Below are 17,534 nucleotides of genomic sequence, written 5' to 3' on the forward strand. Positions count from 1 at the left end.
ATGGAACTACAGCAGTTTTATTACGATAATAAGATCGTAAAGAAATTTATTATTGCCACCATGTTTTGGGGCATTATAGGTATGAGCGTTGGATTATTGCTCGCTTTAATGTTTATATTCCCAAATATTACAGAGGGTATTTCCTGGCTTAGCTTTGGTAGGCTTAGACCATTACATACCAATGCAGTGATCTTCGCATTTGTAGGAAATGCGATCTTTGCCGGAGTGTATTATTCCACTCAGCGCCTTTTAAAGGCAAGAATGTGGAGTGATGCGCTTAGTAATATCAATTTCTGGGGCTGGCAACTTATCATTGTGGGAGCGGCAATTACCCTTCCCATGGGTTTTACATCCTCTAAAGAATATGCAGAACTTGAATGGCCTTTTGATATAGCTATCACTATTATATGGGTTGCTTTTGGTGCCAATTTAATTGGCACCATGATCAAGAGGAGACAGCGTCACCTGTATGTAGCTATCTGGTTCTACTTGGCAACTTTTGTAACCGTAGCGGTACTTCATATTTTTAATAATATTGAAATTCCGGTATCAGCTTTTAAAAGTTATTCTTTTTATTCTGGAGTGCAGGATGCATTGGTGCAATGGTGGTACGGGCATAATGCTGTGGCTTTTTTCCTAACTACACCCTTCCTGGGATTGATGTATTATTTTGTACCTAAAGCGGCGAACCGCCCTGTTTATTCTTACCGACTTTCTATTATCCACTTCTGGTCCTTGATATTTATTTATATCTGGGCGGGACCTCACCATTTACTATACACGTCCTTACCAGATTGGGCACAAAACCTAGGTGTTGCTTTCTCTATCATGTTATTGTTCCCATCATGGGGAGGAATGATCAATGGACTGTTAACGCTACGTGGAGCATGGGATAAGGTAAGAACAGATCCTGTTCTTAAATTCATGGTAGTGGCTATCACGGGATACGGAATGGCAACTTTTGAAGGCCCAATGCTTTCTCTTAAAAATGTAAATGCTATAGCGCACTTTAGTGACTGGATCATCGCACACGTGCATGTTGGCGCATTGGCCTGGAACGGATTTTTAACCTTTGGTATGATCTACTGGATGGTGCCGAGATTATTCAAAACTAATTTATGGTCTATAAAACTGGCTAATACGCACTTCTGGATTGGTACACTAGGTATAATTATCTATACGCTGCCTATGTATGTTGCGGGATTTGTGCAGGCTTCCATGTGGAAGCAATTCAATCCAGACGGAACGCTTACTTACGGAAACTTCCTGGAAACTGTCACCCAGATCATTCCGATGTACTGGATGAGAGCTATAGGTGGTAGTTTATATATTCTTGGAGCTTTTGTAATGCTCTATAATATTGTAAGAACTGTTCGCCAGGGTAGTGGCGTAGAAGATGAGCTAGCTGAAGCCGCTGCATTACAACCCGTAACAAAGAAAAGAACTACAGGTGAAGCGTATCACAGTTGGTTGGAAAGAAGGCCGGTTAAACTGACCATTTTCGCTACCATCGCCATCTTAATTGGAGGTATTGTACAAATTGTTCCTTCATTAATGGTAGATGATTATGTGCCAGTGATCTCCAGTGTGAAACCATATACACCTTTAGAACTGGAGGGCAGGGATCTTTATATACGGGAAGGTTGTGTTTCCTGTCACTCACAAATGGTAAGACCTTTTAGAAGTGAAGTAGAGCGTTACGGAGAATATTCTAAAGCAGGTGAATATAGGTATGATTTCCCATTCTTATGGGGAAGTAAAAGAACCGGACCCGATCTGCATAGAGTGGGACAGAAATATTCCGATAACTGGCATTTAAATCATATGTACGATCCGCAAAGTACTTCTTCGGGATCTATAATGCCATCTTATACTTGGCTTATTCAGGATGCCCTTGACAAATCTGATACTGAAGATAAAATGCGGGTAATGCAGACGCTAGGTGTTCCTTATACCGATGAGGAGATCGAAAAAGCACAGAGATGGATGACAGAGCAAGGAACTCAAATTGAACAGAATCTTTATTCAGATCCAGATTTTGCAACCAGTTATGAGGCAGATAAAAAGTATGCTCAGGAAAACGGGCAGGAATTTACCGAAATGCGTGATCGGGAAATCGTAGCTCTTATAGCATATCTGCAAAGGCTGGGAACAGATATTAAAGCGGAAGATTTAAAACAAGCATCCACCAATTAAACTATAAGATCATGTTGAAATTCGTAAAAGGACCATTAGAAAGTATCGATGGGGTATCCATATTTCCAATTATCTCCCTATTAATATTCTTCATTTTTTTCACTGCGCTTTTCTGGTGGGTATTTACAGCTAAGAAGGATTATATAAAAAAGGTCAGCGATATACCGCTGGACTTAGAAGATGAAAACTCATTGGAAATCAATCAAAAACAAAACAGATCATGAAAACTTTATTTTCAGTATTAAGAATCATCGGTCTGCTTGCCCTGGCGATCATTCTGGCAGAAATAACTACAGAAACGGGAGATCAATCCATATTTGAAATTTATCCAATGTTCTGGTTAATCCTGGGAGTAATCCTGGTAATTGCTATTGCGATAGAGGTATCTGTAGCAGCTTTGGATAGGACTTTATTTATGTCTTTAAAACCAGACGATCGAGCAGCTTATGAACATTCATTAGCGGTGAAAAAGCAGAAACGCTTTGCCTGGTTTAAGGAAACCTACGATAAGCTACTGGATAAAAAACCCGTTGAAAATGAAGAGGAAATTATACTGGACCATAATTATGATGGCATTCAGGAATTGGATAACAACCTTCCACCATGGTGGCTCTATGGATTCTATGCGAGTATCATTTTTGCCGGAATCTATATGGCGAGATATCATATTTTCGACGGAGTTACTCAAAAAGAAGAGTATTTAGCGGAGGTTGCCGAAGCTAAAGCGGCGGTGGAGGAATATAAAAAGAACGCTAAAGGTTTGATAGATGCCAATACCGTAGAATTGCTAACAGGTACTGAAGATATCAACTCAGGAAAAGCGATTTTCAGTGGGAATTGTGCTGCCTGTCATAAAATAGACGGGGGAGGTGGAATTGGACCCAATCTTACCGATTCTTACTGGATTCTGGGTGGAGGGATCAAGAATGTTTTTAATACAATTTCTGAAGGTGGTCGTGCCGGTAAAGGTATGGTTTCCTGGAAGACAGATCTTAAACCCGAAGAAATGGCTCAGGTTGCCAGTTATGTTTTAAGTCTGCATGGTACAACACCAGCCGAAGCTAAAGATCCTGAAGGAGAAATTTGGATAGACCCAGATGCCAGGGTAGATGAGGTTGAAGTGGAAATGAAGGATTCAACTTCCGTAGAAATAGAAATGGGTTACGACGAAACAGAAGAATAAGGATTTTGGATAAAGAAGAGCACGAAAGATTTAGGGATAGTTTAGGAACAATGACCTCTGAGGGGAAACGATCCTGGGTATATCCTAAAAAGCCAGATGGGAGATTATACAAATACCGCAAATGGGTAAGTTATATTTTGCTGGTAATACTTATTGCGGCTCCTTTTATAAAAATCAACGGGAACCAGTTTCTCATGTTCAATGTGCTGGAACGTAGGTTCAATATTTTTGGAGAAATTTTCTGGCCCCAGGACTTTTACCTCTTTGTTTTGATGATGCTAATAGGCGTAGTGTTCATTTTATTGTTCACTGTAGCCTTTGGAAGAATATTTTGCGGATGGATTTGTCCGCAGACTATTTTTATGGAAATGGTTTTCCGAAGAATTGAATACTGGATAGAAGGGGACAGGGGAAAACAGATTCGGTTAGACAAGCAGAAGTGGAATGCTGAGAAGATAAGGAAAAAGGGAATAAAATGGTTTATATTTTTTGTGATCTCTTTTCTAATTGCAAATGTATTCCTGGCTTATCTTATAGGAAGTGATCGCTTACTTTTATATGTGCTGGAAGGACCGTTGGCCCATATTAGTACCCTAATCTCACTGCTTATTTTTACCGGTGTATTTTATTTTGTCTTTGCTTGGTTTCGGGAACAGGTATGCATTATCGCCTGCCCGTATGGTCGTTTACAGGGTGTTTTGCTAGATAATAAATCTATCGTTGTTGCCTACGATCACAAAAGAGGAGAAAAAGAGAAAGGAAGGGCGAAATTCAAAAAGTCTGAAGATAGAGAAGCAAGCGGAAAAGGAGACTGTATAGACTGTTTTCAATGTGTACAGGTGTGTCCTACCGGTATAGATATCAGGAATGGAACACAGCTAGAATGTGTGAATTGTACCGCTTGTATTGATGCCTGTAACCATATGATGGATGCAGTAGATCTTCCGCAAGGTTTAATACGATACGCCAGTGAGGAGAATATTGAAAAAAATAAGAAATTTAAGTTCACTCCGCGTATCAAAGGTTATGCAGCGGTATTATTTATACTGGTTTCGATTTTAACCGGAGTGCTTTTTTTAAGAAGTGATGTAGAAGCTAATATTCTAAGACTTCCGGGGCAGCTTTACGAGCATAAGGAAGATAATATCATTAGTAATGTGTATACCTATAAGCTCATTAATAAAACTTCCAAAGATTATGAGAATGTTCAGTTTAAACTGATTTCACATGACGGAAGTATTAATACCGTGAAGGGAAGTTCAATTCTTGTTCCTGCCAATGGTTTAGCTGAAGGCACACTATTTATTGAAATAAACAGGGCGGTGCTGGAACAGGAAAAGGATAAAATTCGAATCGCAGTTTATAACGGCGATCAACTTATAGAAACTATAGCAACCACCTTTTTGGGTCCAAGGAGCTATAATTAGAAGTGGTTGTTTAGAAGTAAGATATGAGTATTTAGAAGTGAGAAGGTTTTATGCCTAAGGACAGATTGTTTACAGACTAAATTTTGAAAGATCGTGCATTAGTGGCAGTTTAATAATTATTTAATGTCAGTCTGAGCGCAGTGGAAGACACTGCTAAGACAGGCTTCAAGTTAGATTAACAAGTGTAAAGTAATAAATTATGAAGATTAATTGGGGAACAGGAATCGTAATAGGAATGGTGCTATTTATTAGCTTCATCATGTATTTTGTGATAACCATGCTGAGCAGTTCAGAATTTGATCATGATTTGGTGGTGGAAGATTACTATAAAGCCGAGTTACACTACCAGCAGGAAATTGATGCTGAAGAAAATGCACTAGCATTAAAAGAACATATTCAACTTGAAAGAAATGGATCTGAACTAAAGCTGAAATTTCCTGAGCACATGAATATTAGTGAAATTGAAGGAAGCGTTAATTTCTACAGAACATCTAACAAAGAACTGGATTTTAGTATTCCTTTTAAAAAGATGGAAGAGCTGGGTTTTATAGTACCAGAAACGCAATTGATAAAAGGCCGATGGAATATAAAAATTAGCTGGCTGCAAAATGATAAGGAATTTTTATTCAAAAAAGAAATTTTATACTAAATGCTAATTTCAGCGCTCATATTCGGATTATTGGGAAGTTTCCACTGTATTGGAATGTGCGGGCCCATAGCATTTTTGCTACCTCTGGATAGGAATAATAACTTTAATAAATTGGTGCAGATCTTTTTGTATCATTCCGGTAGGATATTTTCTTATGCGATTATTGGATTGGCTTTTGGATTGGTAGGAAAGAGCCTTTCGCTTTTTGGTTTACAACAACAATTGTCTATCATCATTGGTGTAATAATGTTGTTATTGGTATTGATTCCGAAGCGAAAACTGGGAAAATTGAATCCTCAAAATGCAGGTTTTAAATTTGTAAAAAAACTTAAAAATCATCTAGGACAAGAGCTTAGAAAGAAACGGCCTGATACATTTTTTACCGTTGGATTTTTAAACGGTTTTCTTCCGTGCGGATTGGTCTATATGGCTGTTTTGGGCGCAATTGCTGGAGGGAATGCGTTAGAAGGCAGTCTTTATATGGTGCTTTTTGGTTTGGGCACGGTTCCATTAATGACAAGTGCGATTTGGCTTAGCAATATAATATCTGTAAAAAGCAGAAAATATATACGCAGATTTATACCTGTTTTTGTAGGAATTGTGGCTGTCTTATTCATACTTAGAGGAATGGGGTTGGGAATTCCGTACGTTTCTCCAAAACAAATTACAGAGCAGGCAACAACAAAATATGAATGTCATAGTCTTGTTGACAAGGCTAATTAAAATAATAATTATGAATTTACAAGTAATTGTTCCTTTGGTAAATTGGGGATTAGGTACCGCTATAATCGCCGTTTTCGGGATTGTTTGTGTGGTACTGGTAATTTTAGTCGTTACTATGATAAATAGTGGTAAAGGGAAAAATAAATAGAAAAATTCCTGCAATTTTCGCAGTGGTTGCTTTTATGTATAGGCAATTATTAAAATCGTTATTTAAATAAAGGGAAGTTATTTCTAAAGATTTTTTATAAAAAAATACCGACTTTATAAAAATGTCACAGTAATGTTTTTATTTCAATTTTTATTGGAATAAAATGCTATCAAATAAATCTATATATAATAAAGGCTTGAAAAAATCACTATTCTGTACTTATTCTGTACTAGGTATAAAAACAAAAAGCTTCACATTTCTGTGAAGCCTTGATTTTACTTGTAGCGAGACCGAGATTTGAACTCGGGACCTCCGGGTTATGAATCCGACGCTCTAACCAACTGAGCTACCTCGCCGTAGTAATTCTGCAAAACTGAAATTCTTTTAAATGCCTTATGACAAAAGGCCTCGCAGGATTTCTTTATTGCGGGTGCAAATATAAAAACAATTTGTTTTGACACAAACTTTATTTTCTAAAATATTTATTTTGATTTCTTTTTATCTTTCTAATTAATATCTATATTGCCCGAAACTAATTAATCAAGAATGGAAGAAAAGATAAAATACGAAATGGAGTTTCCTATTCAAGCTTCTCCTTCATTACTATACCAATACATTTCAACTCCCTCAGGTTTAAGTGAGTGGTATGCCGATAATGTGAATTCCCGTGGGGAGTTTTTTACTTTTATATGGGAAGGTAGTGAGGAAAAAGCAAAACTTGTGAGTAAGAAAAGTGATGAACGAATTAAATTTAAATGGACTGATGATGAAGATACTCCTTATTTTTTCGAATTACGTATACAGGTAGATGATATAACCAAGGATGTTTCTCTTATGATTACTGATTTTGCTGAAGATGATGAAGTGGATGAAGGTAAAATGCTTTGGGAAAATATGGTTTCAGATTTAAAACAGATTCTGGGATCGGCTTAGAAATCTCATTATAAATAGTAACTTTGCCCCGTTTTTAAACGGGGTTTTTTTATGATCAATTTAGACGGAAAAATTGTAAAGAAGGATAATGCGAATCTATCGGTTTTAAATCGTGGTTTTGCTTACGGAGATTCAGTGTTTGAAACTATTCGCGTTATTAGCGGGAAAATAATGTTCTGGGAAGATCATTATTTTCGGTTAATGGCTTCTATGCGAATTATGCGAATGGAAATTCCTTCAAGTTTCTCTCCTGAATTTTTAGAGGAGGAAATTAAGAATATTATAGAGGCCAATGATCTTTCTACTTCGCCTGCCAGAATAAGGTTTGCAGTTTACAGACTTCAGGGTGGGTATTACACTCCCGCAACCAGGGATATAGGCTACGTAATTACTGCGGAAGAAATGGAGAGCTCTTTTTACCTTTTTAATAGCAGTGATTATGAGATTGAACTTTTTAAGGATCATTATGTAAATAGCGGACTGCTCTCTACAATCAAATCAAATAATCGTGCGGTCAATGTTCTGGGTAGCATTTATGCCAGGGAAAATGAATATGAAAATTGTCTTTTACTAAATGAAAAGAAGAGTGTAGTGGAGGCTTTAAATGGAAATATTTTTCTTGTAAAAGGCACTTCTATTAAAACTCCTCCAATTAGTGATGGTGTATTAAACGGAATTATTAGAAAACAGCTTATCAATATTCTGAAGAAAACAGAAGATTATATTTTAGAGGAAACCTCTATATCACCGTTTGAACTACAGAAAGCTGATGAACTTTTTATTACCAATGTTGCTCAGGGAATTCAACCGATAAGTAAATACCGTAAAAAGCAATTTGCACATAAAGTTTCTAAAGATCTTTTAAGTAAGCTTAATGTAAAGGCCAGGCTGGGTTAATTGTAGGTTGGGTTTTCTGGTGAATTAGACCAAAGCATATATTCTCCCCCTAATTCTAACATTTTATCCTTCCAAAAAGAGTTGTAAGGTTTTTCCAGCAAATCTTTGTCGTTTTCATTTGCTGTGATAATCCAGGAACGAGAATTTAACTCGTCATCTAATTGATTTGCATCCCATCCAGAATAACCAAGGAAAAACTTTATCTGTTTATCATCAATAGATTCTTTTGCAATCAAATTCATCACCACCTCAAAGTTACCGCCCCAATAGATTCCATGCGCAATTTCAATGCTATCTGGAATTAAATCTGGGATTGTATGTATAAAGTATAAATTGTCCTGTTCTACCGGGCCACCATTATAAACCTTAAAATCACCTTTTACTTCAGGAATTAGATCTTTTAATGTGAAATCGAGAATCTTATTCAATATAAATCCAACCGATCCACTATCAGAATGGTCAGCAAGAAGGACGACAGAACGATTAAAAGAGACATCTCCAATAATAGATGGTTCTGCGACTAATAGATGCCCCTTGGTTGGTTTTAACGCGATCATTGTAGCAGTCTTTTTATCTAAACTAATTATTTATTATAATAAATGCAATAGATAGCTTAAAATTTTTAACAAAAAAAGCCTTCCTTAGGGAAGGCTTTAAGATTTTACTAATACAAATTATTAGTTCACAGCTTTTTGTAAATCTGCTCCGGCTTTAAATTTCACTACGTTCTTAGCAGCAATCTTAATAGTTTTTCCGGTTTGTGGGTTTCTTCCTTCACGAGCAGCTCTCTTAGATACAGACCAAGATCCGAATCCTACTAATGATACTCTATCTCCTTTTTTAAGTGATTTTTCAACGTTCTCAAGGAAAGACTCTAATGCTTTTTTTGCTGCTGCTTTAGAAATTCCAGCGTTCTCAGCCATTGCATCGATTAAATCTGTTTTGTTCATAATTTAAATTTTAAATTAATTGTTGGTTAAACATTCTGTTAAACTGGTTTACAAATTTATACGGATTTCTTGTTCACGCAAGTAATGACAAGGGAAAAGCCCGTATTTGTTGATAACTTAGTTGTTTTGTTAATAAAGATAATTGTTTTTTATTAAAATGCAACAAAATCAGTGTTAATAAGGCCTTAGCGCATTTTGGCATCTGGAGCAAAATTAAATCCATTTAAAAGTGCTTTAGAAAGCATTTTTCTCTTTCCTGGCAACTGAATTTCATTAACAAGAATATAACCGTTGATAGCAGCTACTTTAATCATGTTGTCGCTAATAGTGATGGTGCCATTTGGTAAACGATGTTCTTGTTTTACTTTTTCAATATCATAAATTTTCACTTTTAATTCTTCAGAAGAATTTGCAAGATAGCACCATGCGGCAGGATAAGGATTAAGTCCTCTTATTAGGTTGTATATTTTTTCTACTGGGGCATTCCAGTCTATTTTGGTATTCTCCTTAGATAATTTTGGAGCGTCTCTTAAGGTTTCAGAATCCTCTTGTGCTTCTGTGGTTACTGTGTTAGATGCTATTGTCTTAAGGGTTCTTACTATAAGTTTAGCGCCCATATTCATTAAGCGATCATGCAGGGATTCTAGATTTTCGGTCTCATCAATGCTAATCTCTTCCTGAAAGATCATTGCTCCTGTATCAATCTTTTCATCAAGGAAGAAAGTGGAAACTCCGGTTTTTTCTTCCCCATTAATGATTGCCCAATTAATAGGAGCGGCTCCTCTATATTGAGGCAGGAGGGAGGCATGTAAGTTAAATGTTCCATATTCTGGAAGATCCCATACAGATTTTGGAAGCATTCTAAAAGCTACCACAACCTGAACATTTGGTTTTAATTCTATAAGTTCACTCTGAAATTCTTCAGATTTTAAATTTGCTGGTTGTAAAACTTTCAGATCTTTTGAAAGAGCGTAACTTTTAACGGCACTTTCTCTGAGTTTTCTTCCTCTACCGGCAGGTTTATCTGGAGCGGTAATTACACCAACTACATTATATCCTGCATCTAAAATGGCTTCCAGGCTGTTTACTGCAAATTCTGGAGTTCCCATAAAGACTATTCTAAGGTCTCTCATTTATTTAATATTTTATACTTATTATTTACGGTACGATCTAAAACGCCTTTCTCGCAAAGCAGTCCTAGTATTTTTATAATAGCGTTTTCAGAGTATTTTAAGTGCTCTACTATTTCCCTTGAATTTCTTGGACCATTCTTTAAAAACCGAAGAATACTCAAATAGATTTCATTCATATCATCCCTGGATAATTTCTCATCTTTTTTATTACATACAGAACATTTTCCGCAAGGTTTGGGAGATTTTTCACCAAAATACTTCAATAATTGAATTTGCCTGCAAACCTGATCATTTTGTACAAAATCAAGAACTGCTTCAATTTTAGCTTTCTTAGTGCTGTTATATTCATTGATAAAACCCGAAACAGGATTTATAGTTGCATCGTCTTCTCTTGGCTGAAGATAGGTGATGCTAGCATCATGCTTTGATAAATTAAATTCGATAATCTTTTTTTCATCTAACTCATCAAATATTTTGATGCATTCTTTTTCTGAAATATTTGATTTTTCACTTACGGAAGCTAAATTAAAAGGAATTAAATTTTCGAACACACCGCCGTAATTTCTTAGAATCGTTCGCATGATATTCGCATATCGTGGATTTTCATCCAGATAGTTGTCTAAATGATTCCCGGAAATTAAGATTCGTATTTCTGTTTTCTTCTGGTAGTTCTGCGATAATCTTAAAATACTGCATCTGTCAAGTAGCTGCAGGGCATTAAAAGTTTTGTGTGAATTGAAATGATATTGATTGCAAAAACTTGAAAAATTGAAATCATATTCTGTATTCTCACCTTCTCCAAAAGCAATTCTAAAATAGGCATTCAGTTTACGGTAAACCAGTTTGATGTCCTCAACAGATGCCAGGTTATTTAAAAACTGATTTTTTAAAACAGGAACATCCCCGGCATTAGTTAAAATAATCGCTTTTGCCGGCTGTGAATCTCTACCTGCTCTTCCGGCTTCCTGAAAGTAACTTTCCATACTTTCGGGTAGATCTATATGGATTACCGTTCTTACATCCGGTTTATCTATACCCATTCCGAAAGCTGTAGTTGCTACCATGACACTTATTTTATTGGTAAGCCATTTTTCAAATTTATCCGACTTTTCTTCTTTTTTAAGTCCGCCATGATAAGCAGCGGCTGTAATACCATTTTTATTTAGAAACCCGCTTATTTCCTGAGTGGCATTTCTGCTTCGAACATAGATTATCGCAGATTTCTGATTCAGAATTTGAGTCAGCCGAAAAAACTTATCTTCGGTTTTAATAACTTCATACTGAAGATTGGAGCGTTCAAAAGATTTTTGATGGATTACAGGGTCCTTTAGATGAAGTTGCTCACATATATCTTTTACCACATCTTCTGTAGCAGTTGCTGTAAAAGCAGCAATTTGAACTTCGGGTAACAAATCCCTTATGTCAGCAATATTCCTGTAAGCCGGTCTAAAATCATGTCCCCATTGTGAGATACAGTGTGCTTCATCTACAGCGATTAAATTAATGTTCATCTGCTTTAGTCGCTCACGAACCAGTTCCTGTTGTAATCTTTCCGGGGAGAGATAAAGAAATTTGTAATTTCCGAAGATGCAATTATCCAGATTTCTATCAAGATCGGCATAGGAAATCCCTCCGGTAATGGCCATAGCTTTGATATTCTTTTGCTGAAGTGCATTTACCTGATCTTCCATTAAAGAGATTAATGGGGAAACTACAACACAAATCCCCTCCTGGAGTAAAGATGGCACCTGAAAGCAAATAGACTTCCCACCCCCTGTAGGAAAAAGAGTAAGAGTGTCTCTTTCTTGCAGGATAGACTCTATAACTTTCAGTTGTTGAGATCTAAACCCCTGAAAACCCCAGTATTTTTCTAATATTTTTAAAGCTTCCTTCTGCAAATTTGCTTATATCTTATCTAAAATGAAATTAGTACGGTCTTCTACACTCAATTTTGGAACTTCAATTGGTTTGTAACCGTACCTTTTGTAGGTAGAATAAAGATAAGACGAAATTTTTAAGGCTTCATCAAAACTCTCGTAACGTTCGTTGTCACTTGTGTAAATATCTTTCCAGGGAGGAAGAATAAAGATTTGATCATAACGATTATTCTCACAGGTTTTGTTGAATACTTCAGGATATTCTGTTTCAAAATAATCCATATATGCCACCACATCGGGTAAACCACGATCTATAAAGATATGATCTGATTTGAATCCAGAAGCTTCGATATATTGTTTCAACCTGCCATCTAAAAGCTTTTCACTAAAAAGTAAGGGTTGCGTAAGGAATAACTGATCTATCCCTGAACTTTGGGCTTCAAGTGTAACTTGCCGGGATATTTCATGAAGACATTTTTCTCCATTTTCCTCCAGTTTATGAATGATGGATGATTTTCCCGTTCCAGGGCCTCCGGTAATAACAATCTTTCTATTTTTCACAGCGCAAATTTCGACAATTGAATTTGATTATAAAAATGGCATCATTCCTTGTATCTTTGCAAAGAATCGAAGGATAAAAACTATGAGTAAAGAAAACAATCCCGAAGAATTTTATGCAAATCTTAAAAAGCAACTTCAGGATACGGCGATGTGGCCATCAGAATATTTATATAAATTTATCGTTCCTACTAAAGGAGATAAAATAGACGAAGTGGAATCTATTTTTAATGATATGGGAGCAGTAATTCAAACAAAACAATCTAAAAAAGGTACTTACACCAGTGTTTCAATTAATGTGAGGATGAAAAATCCTGATACGGTGATTGATAAATACAAGGAAGTAGCCGATAAAGTAGAAGGGGTGATATCTCTTTAAACTTATATATAAAAGCAAATTTTTGTTGTGCTTCTTTTCGTAATATTTAGTATTTTGCACGCAGGAGTAAACTTCAATTAAAATCACCTAATTAAACTTCAATTTTGACAAACGCATTAGAATATAACTCTGAAAGGAGTAAGCTGATAATTCCCGAATATGGAAGACATCTTCAGAAAATGGTAGAACATACCGTTGAGATTGAAGATGATCAGGAAAGAAATAAGGTTGCAAACTCGATAATTGCTGTGATGGGAAACATGAACCCTCATTTACGCGATGTTCCAGATTTTCAGCATAAACTTTGGGATCAGTTATTCATAATCAGTGATTTTAAACTTAATGTAGATTCACCTTTTCCGAAGCCTACAAGAGAAATGCTTGCCGAAAGGCCAGAAATGCTTGAATATCCCGAGAATAATCCTAAATACAGGTTTTACGGGAATAATATCAAGCGAATGATTGATGCAGCTAAAGATTATGAAGAGGGTGACTTTAAAGAGGCGCTGGTTCTTACCATAGCTAATCATATGAAAAAGTCTTACCTAAACTGGAATAGGGACTCTGTTGATGATGAAGTTATTTTTAACCATCTTAATGAGCTTAGTAATGGTAAAATAAACCCTAAGAACATTGATGAAGATCTTAGTCAGGCTTCAGATCTTGTAAGAAGTGGAGGAACTAAGAAGAAATACACTAAAAATCATAAAAAATCCGGCCGTAAGCCAAGTCGTAAACGCCACTAAACCTAACAACTTTTAATGGGAACTTTTCAAATTGAAGGCGGTCATCGTTTGAGCGGGGAAATTCAACCCCAGGGAGCCAAAAACGAAGCACTGCAAATTTTATGTGCGGTATTGTTAACTGAAGAAACAGTTACGATAAACAATATCCCAGATATTCTTGATGTAAATAAGCTTATTAATCTGCTTCGCAATCTTGGAGTAAAGATTGAGCATATAGGAAAAGGTAGTTATACTTTTAAGAGCGACGAGCTTGATATGAACTATCTTAATAGTGAACAGTTCAAAATAGATGGAGGAGGTCTTAGAGGTTCTATTATGATCGTTGGGCCTATGCTGGGAAGGTTCGGGAAAGGATTTATCCCCAAACCCGGAGGTGACAAGATTGGACGTAGAAGACTGGATACGCATTTCGAAGGTTTTATGAAACTGGGAGCGGATTTTAGATATAATAAAGAAGAGAGATTTTATGGGGTAGAAGCACCTAACGGTTTGAAAGGAGATTTTATGCTTCTGGAGGAAGCCTCTGTTACCGGAACGGCCAATATTGTGATGGCTGCTGTTTTGGCTGAAGGTACAACTACAATTTATAATGCTGCTTGTGAACCATATCTTCAGCAGTTGTGTAATATGTTGAATTCTATGGGCGCTAAAATTAGCGGGGTAGGTTCGAACTTACTTAGCATAGAAGGAGTGGAAAAGCTTGTAGGTTGCGAGCACAGGATTCTGCCAGATATGGTTGAAATTGGGTCCTGGATAGGTTTGGCAGCTATGACTAAAAGCGAGATTACAATAAAAAATGTGAATTGGGGTATGCTGGGTATTATCCCAACAACTTTCAGAAAATTAGGGATTACGGTAGAAAAGAGGGGTGATGATATTTACATTCCTGCCCATGAAGATGGTTATGAAGTGCAAAGCTTTATTGATGGTTCTATTATGAATATAAGTGATGCGCCGTGGCCTGGATTTACTCCCGATCTTTTGAGTATAATTCTTGTAGTGGCAACGCAGGCGAGAGGAAGTGTGCTTATTCATCAAAAAATGTTTGAGAGTAGGCTGTTCTTTGTAGATAAGCTGATAGATATGGGAGCAAAGATTATTCTTTGTGATCCGCATCGCGCCACGGTTATAGGACATGATTTTAAATCTCAGTTAAAAGCTACCACTATGACTTCTCCTGATATTAGAGCTGGTATCTCACTATTGATTGCTGCGCTTTCCGCTAAAGGAACATCTACTATTCATAATATCGAACAGATAGATAGAGGGTACGAGCATGTCGTGAAGCGATTAAAAGGTATAGGAGCAAAAATTACAAGACTAGAATAATTTCATATTTAAATTAAAAAGAAAAAGCTGCTCAAATAGAGCAGCTTTTTTTTATGCTTGTTCTTTAAGATAAAACTAAACTTCTTCAGTCTTGGCTTTTTTCTTATTTTCCTTATAATGAAAAAGATTTTTTTCCTTGATCATTGCTGTTGTCTTTTCCGGTAGCATATCTTCCCAACCTTCTTCTCCTTCAGAAATCATTTTTAAAACCTCTCTGGAGTAAACATCAAGAATTTCAGGTTTATAATTCTTAATATCTTCTACCCGGCCATTATATTTAAAGAATTTATATAATTCCTTCATTCTTGGGTGCACTTTTACGCTATCACTATTTGTAATCTCTCCGGTTTCAGGATCTTTAAGAGGATACAGGTAAACCTTAAGATCTTTAAAGAATAATTTACCAAAGGCTTCCAGAATTCCGCCGCTTAGGTGACGATAGTATTTTTCGTCAAATACATCTATGAGATTTTGCACTCCCATAGTAAGTCCCATTCGTTGTTTTGAATATCTTGAAAAGTATTCTACCACCTTAAAGTACTCCTGGAAATTCGATATCATAACTGTTTGTCCAAGAGAACATAACAACTCTGCACGATCCATGAAATCTCTTTCATCAATCTCTCCTTCAGCTCTAAGATTTGATAAGGTGATCTCGAAAATAATTTCTGTATTTTCTTCAGAGACTTTACTTTCATTTAAGAACATTTCTTTAGAACGTTCATACATATCCATGTTCACTTTGGTAACAGGTCTAAAGCTACCTCTAAGCGCCAGAATATTCTTCTTATAAAGGATCTTCGCTGGAAGAACATTATTACCATCAGGACCAAACATCACGGCATCTGTCATTCCATTTTTAACAAGCTGGAGACTCATTAATCTGTTATCTACATTTTCAAATCTCGGACCTGAAAAGTTGATCGTATCAATTTCAATTTGGTCTTTATCTATATGATCATATAAATATCTCAGTAATTTCTTAGGATTATCATACTTATAATAGGCACCGTAAATAAGGTTCACCCCGAGAATTCCCAGAGTATTTTGTTGGTGCCTCGCATCATTTTCATGAAATCTAATATGTAAAAGGATTTCATTGTAATCTTCTCCCGGTTCCACCTGATATCTAATTCCTACCCAACCGTGACCCTTGTATTTTTTAGCAAAATCTATAGTTGCTACGGTATTTGCATAGGTGAAGAATAATTTATTAGGGTGTTTCTCGCGAGATATTCTTTCTTCTATAAGGCCAGTCTCATGAGCCAGCATTTTTTTAAGTCTTGCTTCAGTAACATATCGGCGGTCATTTTCAACTCCATAAATCGCGTCACTAAAATCTTTATCGTAAGCACTCATTGCTTTCGCAATCGTACCAGATGCACCTCCTGCCCGGAAAAAGTTACGCACTGTTTCCTGACCAGCACCAATTTCAGAAAATGTTCCGTAGATATTTTCATTTAAATTGATACGAAGGGCTTTGCTATTTATTGAAGGAACATTTTCAAATTCCTTGTCGCCCATTATAGTAATTGGCATATTTTTCCTTTTAAATAAACAATTTCGTTTGTGTTCTTCAAAAGTACTAAAAGCGGTAGCCATACAAAAAAATATATTTACTTTTGTGCTAAAAATAACACGGCTTGGACGTAACATTTTTAGGAACAGGAACATCGCAGGGGATCCCAATAATTGGAAGTGAGCATCCCGTATGTCTTAGTAATGATTCAAAAGATAAAAGATTACGTGTTTCTATTCTCATTACCTGGAACGATCTAAATATTCTTATTGATTGCGGTCCGGATTTTAGACAACAAATGCTTGCCAATAATGTACAGAAGCTGGATGCTATCTTCTATACTCATGAGCATAATGACCATACAGCAGGACTTGACGATATAAGGCCGTTTTTCTTTAGACAGGGTGATATCCCGGTTTTTGCACATCAAAGGGTGTTAACTGCACTTAGAAAGAGGTTCGATTATATCTTTACTACGGAAAATAAGTATCCTGGAGCACCTGGAGTTACAGAACATATAATAGAAAATAAACCTTTCAGTTTTCATGGGCTAACGGTTACTCCGGTTGAATTTATGCATAATAGATTACAGGTTTTTGGCTTTAGAGTGGAAGACTTTGCCTATTTAACCGATCTAAAAACGATAGAGGAGCAGGAAATAGAAAAGCTAAGAGATTTAAAAGTGTTGGTGGTTAGCGCGCTTAGAATAGAGCCGCACCATTCTCACTTTAATCTGGAAGAGGCCCTGGAGTTTATTGAAAAGGTGCAGCCGGAAAAGGCTTATCTCACCCATATTAGCCACATGCTCGGGTTTCACGAGGAGGTTGAAAAAGACCTTCCTGCGAATGTTCATCTCGCTTATGATAATTTAAAAATTACGGTTTAGA

19 protein-coding genes and 1 tRNA gene are annotated in these 17,534 nt (G+C 36.4%); 13 read left to right on the forward strand and 7 right to left on the reverse strand.

Going from position 1 to position 17,534, the window contains the following annotated elements:
* The 7 genes from ccoN to GFO_RS17795 all read left to right on the forward strand — a co-directional run bounded on the left by ccoN (position 1) and on the right by GFO_RS17795 (position 6,326).
* Complete coding sequence (gene ccoN, locus GFO_RS06695; RefSeq protein ID WP_011709320.1) at positions 1 to 2,196, forward strand: cytochrome-c oxidase, cbb3-type subunit I; 2,196 nt, start codon at positions 1 to 3, stop codon at positions 2,194 to 2,196.
* A gap of 11 nt (positions 2,197 to 2,207) precedes the next feature.
* Positions 2,208 to 2,420, forward strand: a complete 213-nt coding sequence (locus GFO_RS06700; RefSeq protein ID WP_011709321.1) for a hypothetical protein — start codon at positions 2,208 to 2,210, stop codon at positions 2,418 to 2,420.
* Positions 2,417 to 3,379, forward strand: a complete 963-nt coding sequence (locus tag GFO_RS06705) for a cbb3-type cytochrome c oxidase N-terminal domain-containing protein (protein ID WP_011709322.1) — start codon at positions 2,417 to 2,419, stop codon at positions 3,377 to 3,379. Before GFO_RS06700 ends, GFO_RS06705 begins: the two co-directional genes overlap by 4 nt.
* A gap of 5 nt (positions 3,380 to 3,384) precedes the next feature.
* Positions 3,385 to 4,806 (forward strand): cytochrome c oxidase accessory protein CcoG, encoded by a 1,422-nt coding sequence (gene ccoG / locus GFO_RS06710; protein WP_011709323.1) that lies wholly within the window; start codon positions 3,385 to 3,387, stop codon positions 4,804 to 4,806.
* A 199-nt stretch (positions 4,807 to 5,005) separates the two neighbouring features.
* Positions 5,006 to 5,455, forward strand: a complete 450-nt coding sequence (locus tag GFO_RS06715; RefSeq protein ID WP_011709324.1) for a FixH family protein — start codon at positions 5,006 to 5,008, stop codon at positions 5,453 to 5,455.
* Positions 5,456 to 6,178 carry a sulfite exporter TauE/SafE family protein gene (locus GFO_RS06720; protein ID WP_011709325.1) on the forward strand — a complete coding sequence of 241 codons (723 nt, stop codon included), beginning with the start codon at positions 5,456 to 5,458 and terminating at the stop codon, positions 6,176 to 6,178.
* A 10-nt stretch (positions 6,179 to 6,188) separates the two neighbouring features.
* Positions 6,189 to 6,326, forward strand: coding sequence for a hypothetical protein (locus GFO_RS17795; protein WP_173362635.1), 138 nt, complete (start codon positions 6,189 to 6,191; stop codon positions 6,324 to 6,326).
* 282 nt (positions 6,327 to 6,608) lie between these two features.
* Here the strand turns inward: GFO_RS17795 and GFO_RS06725 are convergent.
* Positions 6,609 to 6,682 (reverse strand) — tRNA-Met (locus tag GFO_RS06725).
* Positions 6,683 to 6,872: 190 nt separating this feature from the next.
* Here GFO_RS06725 and GFO_RS06730 point away from each other — a divergent pair.
* Complete coding sequence (locus GFO_RS06730; RefSeq protein WP_011709326.1) at positions 6,873 to 7,259, forward strand: START-like domain-containing protein; 387 nt, start codon at positions 6,873 to 6,875, stop codon at positions 7,257 to 7,259.
* Positions 7,260 to 7,310: 51 nt separating this feature from the next.
* Complete coding sequence (locus GFO_RS06735; protein WP_011709327.1) at positions 7,311 to 8,156, forward strand: aminotransferase class IV; 846 nt, start codon at positions 7,311 to 7,313, stop codon at positions 8,154 to 8,156.
* On the opposite strand, the gene GFO_RS06740 is transcribed toward GFO_RS06735, so the two are convergent.
* The 5 genes from GFO_RS06740 to GFO_RS06760 form a co-directional block, all read right to left on the reverse strand.
* Positions 8,153 to 8,713 carry a YqgE/AlgH family protein gene (locus GFO_RS06740; protein WP_011709328.1) on the reverse strand — a complete coding sequence of 187 codons (561 nt, stop codon included), beginning with the start codon at positions 8,711 to 8,713 and terminating at the stop codon, positions 8,153 to 8,155. The two genes, GFO_RS06735 and GFO_RS06740, sit on opposite strands and share 4 nt — an antisense overlap.
* 120 nt (positions 8,714 to 8,833) lie before the next feature.
* Complete coding sequence (locus GFO_RS06745; RefSeq protein ID WP_006990442.1) at positions 8,834 to 9,106, reverse strand: HU family DNA-binding protein; 273 nt, start codon at positions 9,104 to 9,106, stop codon at positions 8,834 to 8,836.
* A gap of 185 nt (positions 9,107 to 9,291) precedes the next feature.
* A complete protein-coding gene (gene fmt / locus GFO_RS06750; protein WP_011709329.1) occupies positions 9,292 to 10,239 on the reverse strand; it encodes a methionyl-tRNA formyltransferase in 948 nt (315 codons plus the stop codon).
* The gene (locus GFO_RS06755; protein ID WP_011709330.1) at positions 10,236 to 12,137 is read right to left on the reverse strand and encodes a RecQ family ATP-dependent DNA helicase; all 1,902 of its coding nucleotides are present in this window, start codon (positions 12,135 to 12,137) and stop codon (positions 10,236 to 10,238) included. Before GFO_RS06755 ends, fmt begins: the two co-directional genes overlap by 4 nt.
* 6 nt (positions 12,138 to 12,143) lie before the next feature.
* Positions 12,144 to 12,677: an AAA family ATPase gene (locus GFO_RS06760; RefSeq protein ID WP_011709331.1), complete on the reverse strand. Its 534-nt coding sequence runs from the start codon at positions 12,675 to 12,677 to the stop codon at positions 12,144 to 12,146.
* Between the two features lie 82 nt (positions 12,678 to 12,759).
* Here GFO_RS06760 and GFO_RS06765 point away from each other — a divergent pair, with 82 nt between their 5' ends.
* From GFO_RS06765 to murA, 3 genes are all read left to right on the forward strand, one after another.
* The gene (locus GFO_RS06765) at positions 12,760 to 13,053 is read left to right on the forward strand and encodes a DUF493 family protein (RefSeq protein ID WP_041250043.1); all 294 of its coding nucleotides are present in this window, start codon (positions 12,760 to 12,762) and stop codon (positions 13,051 to 13,053) included.
* 104 nt (positions 13,054 to 13,157) lie between these two features.
* Complete coding sequence (locus GFO_RS06770) at positions 13,158 to 13,799, forward strand: DUF4290 domain-containing protein (RefSeq protein ID WP_011709332.1); 642 nt, start codon at positions 13,158 to 13,160, stop codon at positions 13,797 to 13,799.
* A gap of 15 nt (positions 13,800 to 13,814) precedes the next feature.
* Complete coding sequence (gene murA / locus GFO_RS06775) at positions 13,815 to 15,128, forward strand: UDP-N-acetylglucosamine 1-carboxyvinyltransferase (protein ID WP_011709333.1); 1,314 nt, start codon at positions 13,815 to 13,817, stop codon at positions 15,126 to 15,128.
* Between the two features lie 75 nt (positions 15,129 to 15,203).
* On the opposite strand, the gene GFO_RS06780 is transcribed toward murA, so the two are convergent.
* Complete coding sequence (locus tag GFO_RS06780) at positions 15,204 to 16,667, reverse strand: hypothetical protein (protein WP_041250285.1); 1,464 nt, start codon at positions 16,665 to 16,667, stop codon at positions 15,204 to 15,206.
* 104 nt (positions 16,668 to 16,771) lie between these two features.
* On the opposite strand from GFO_RS06780, the gene GFO_RS06785 reads away from it, so the two are divergent.
* Positions 16,772 to 17,533, forward strand: a complete 762-nt coding sequence (locus tag GFO_RS06785) for an MBL fold metallo-hydrolase (protein WP_011709335.1) — start codon at positions 16,772 to 16,774, stop codon at positions 17,531 to 17,533.
* Position 17,534 lies beyond the last annotated feature (1 nt).

The sequence above is a fragment of the Christiangramia forsetii KT0803 genome (assembly GCF_000060345.1).
Taxonomy (GTDB): Bacteria; Bacteroidota; Bacteroidia; order Flavobacteriales; family Flavobacteriaceae; genus Christiangramia; species Christiangramia forsetii.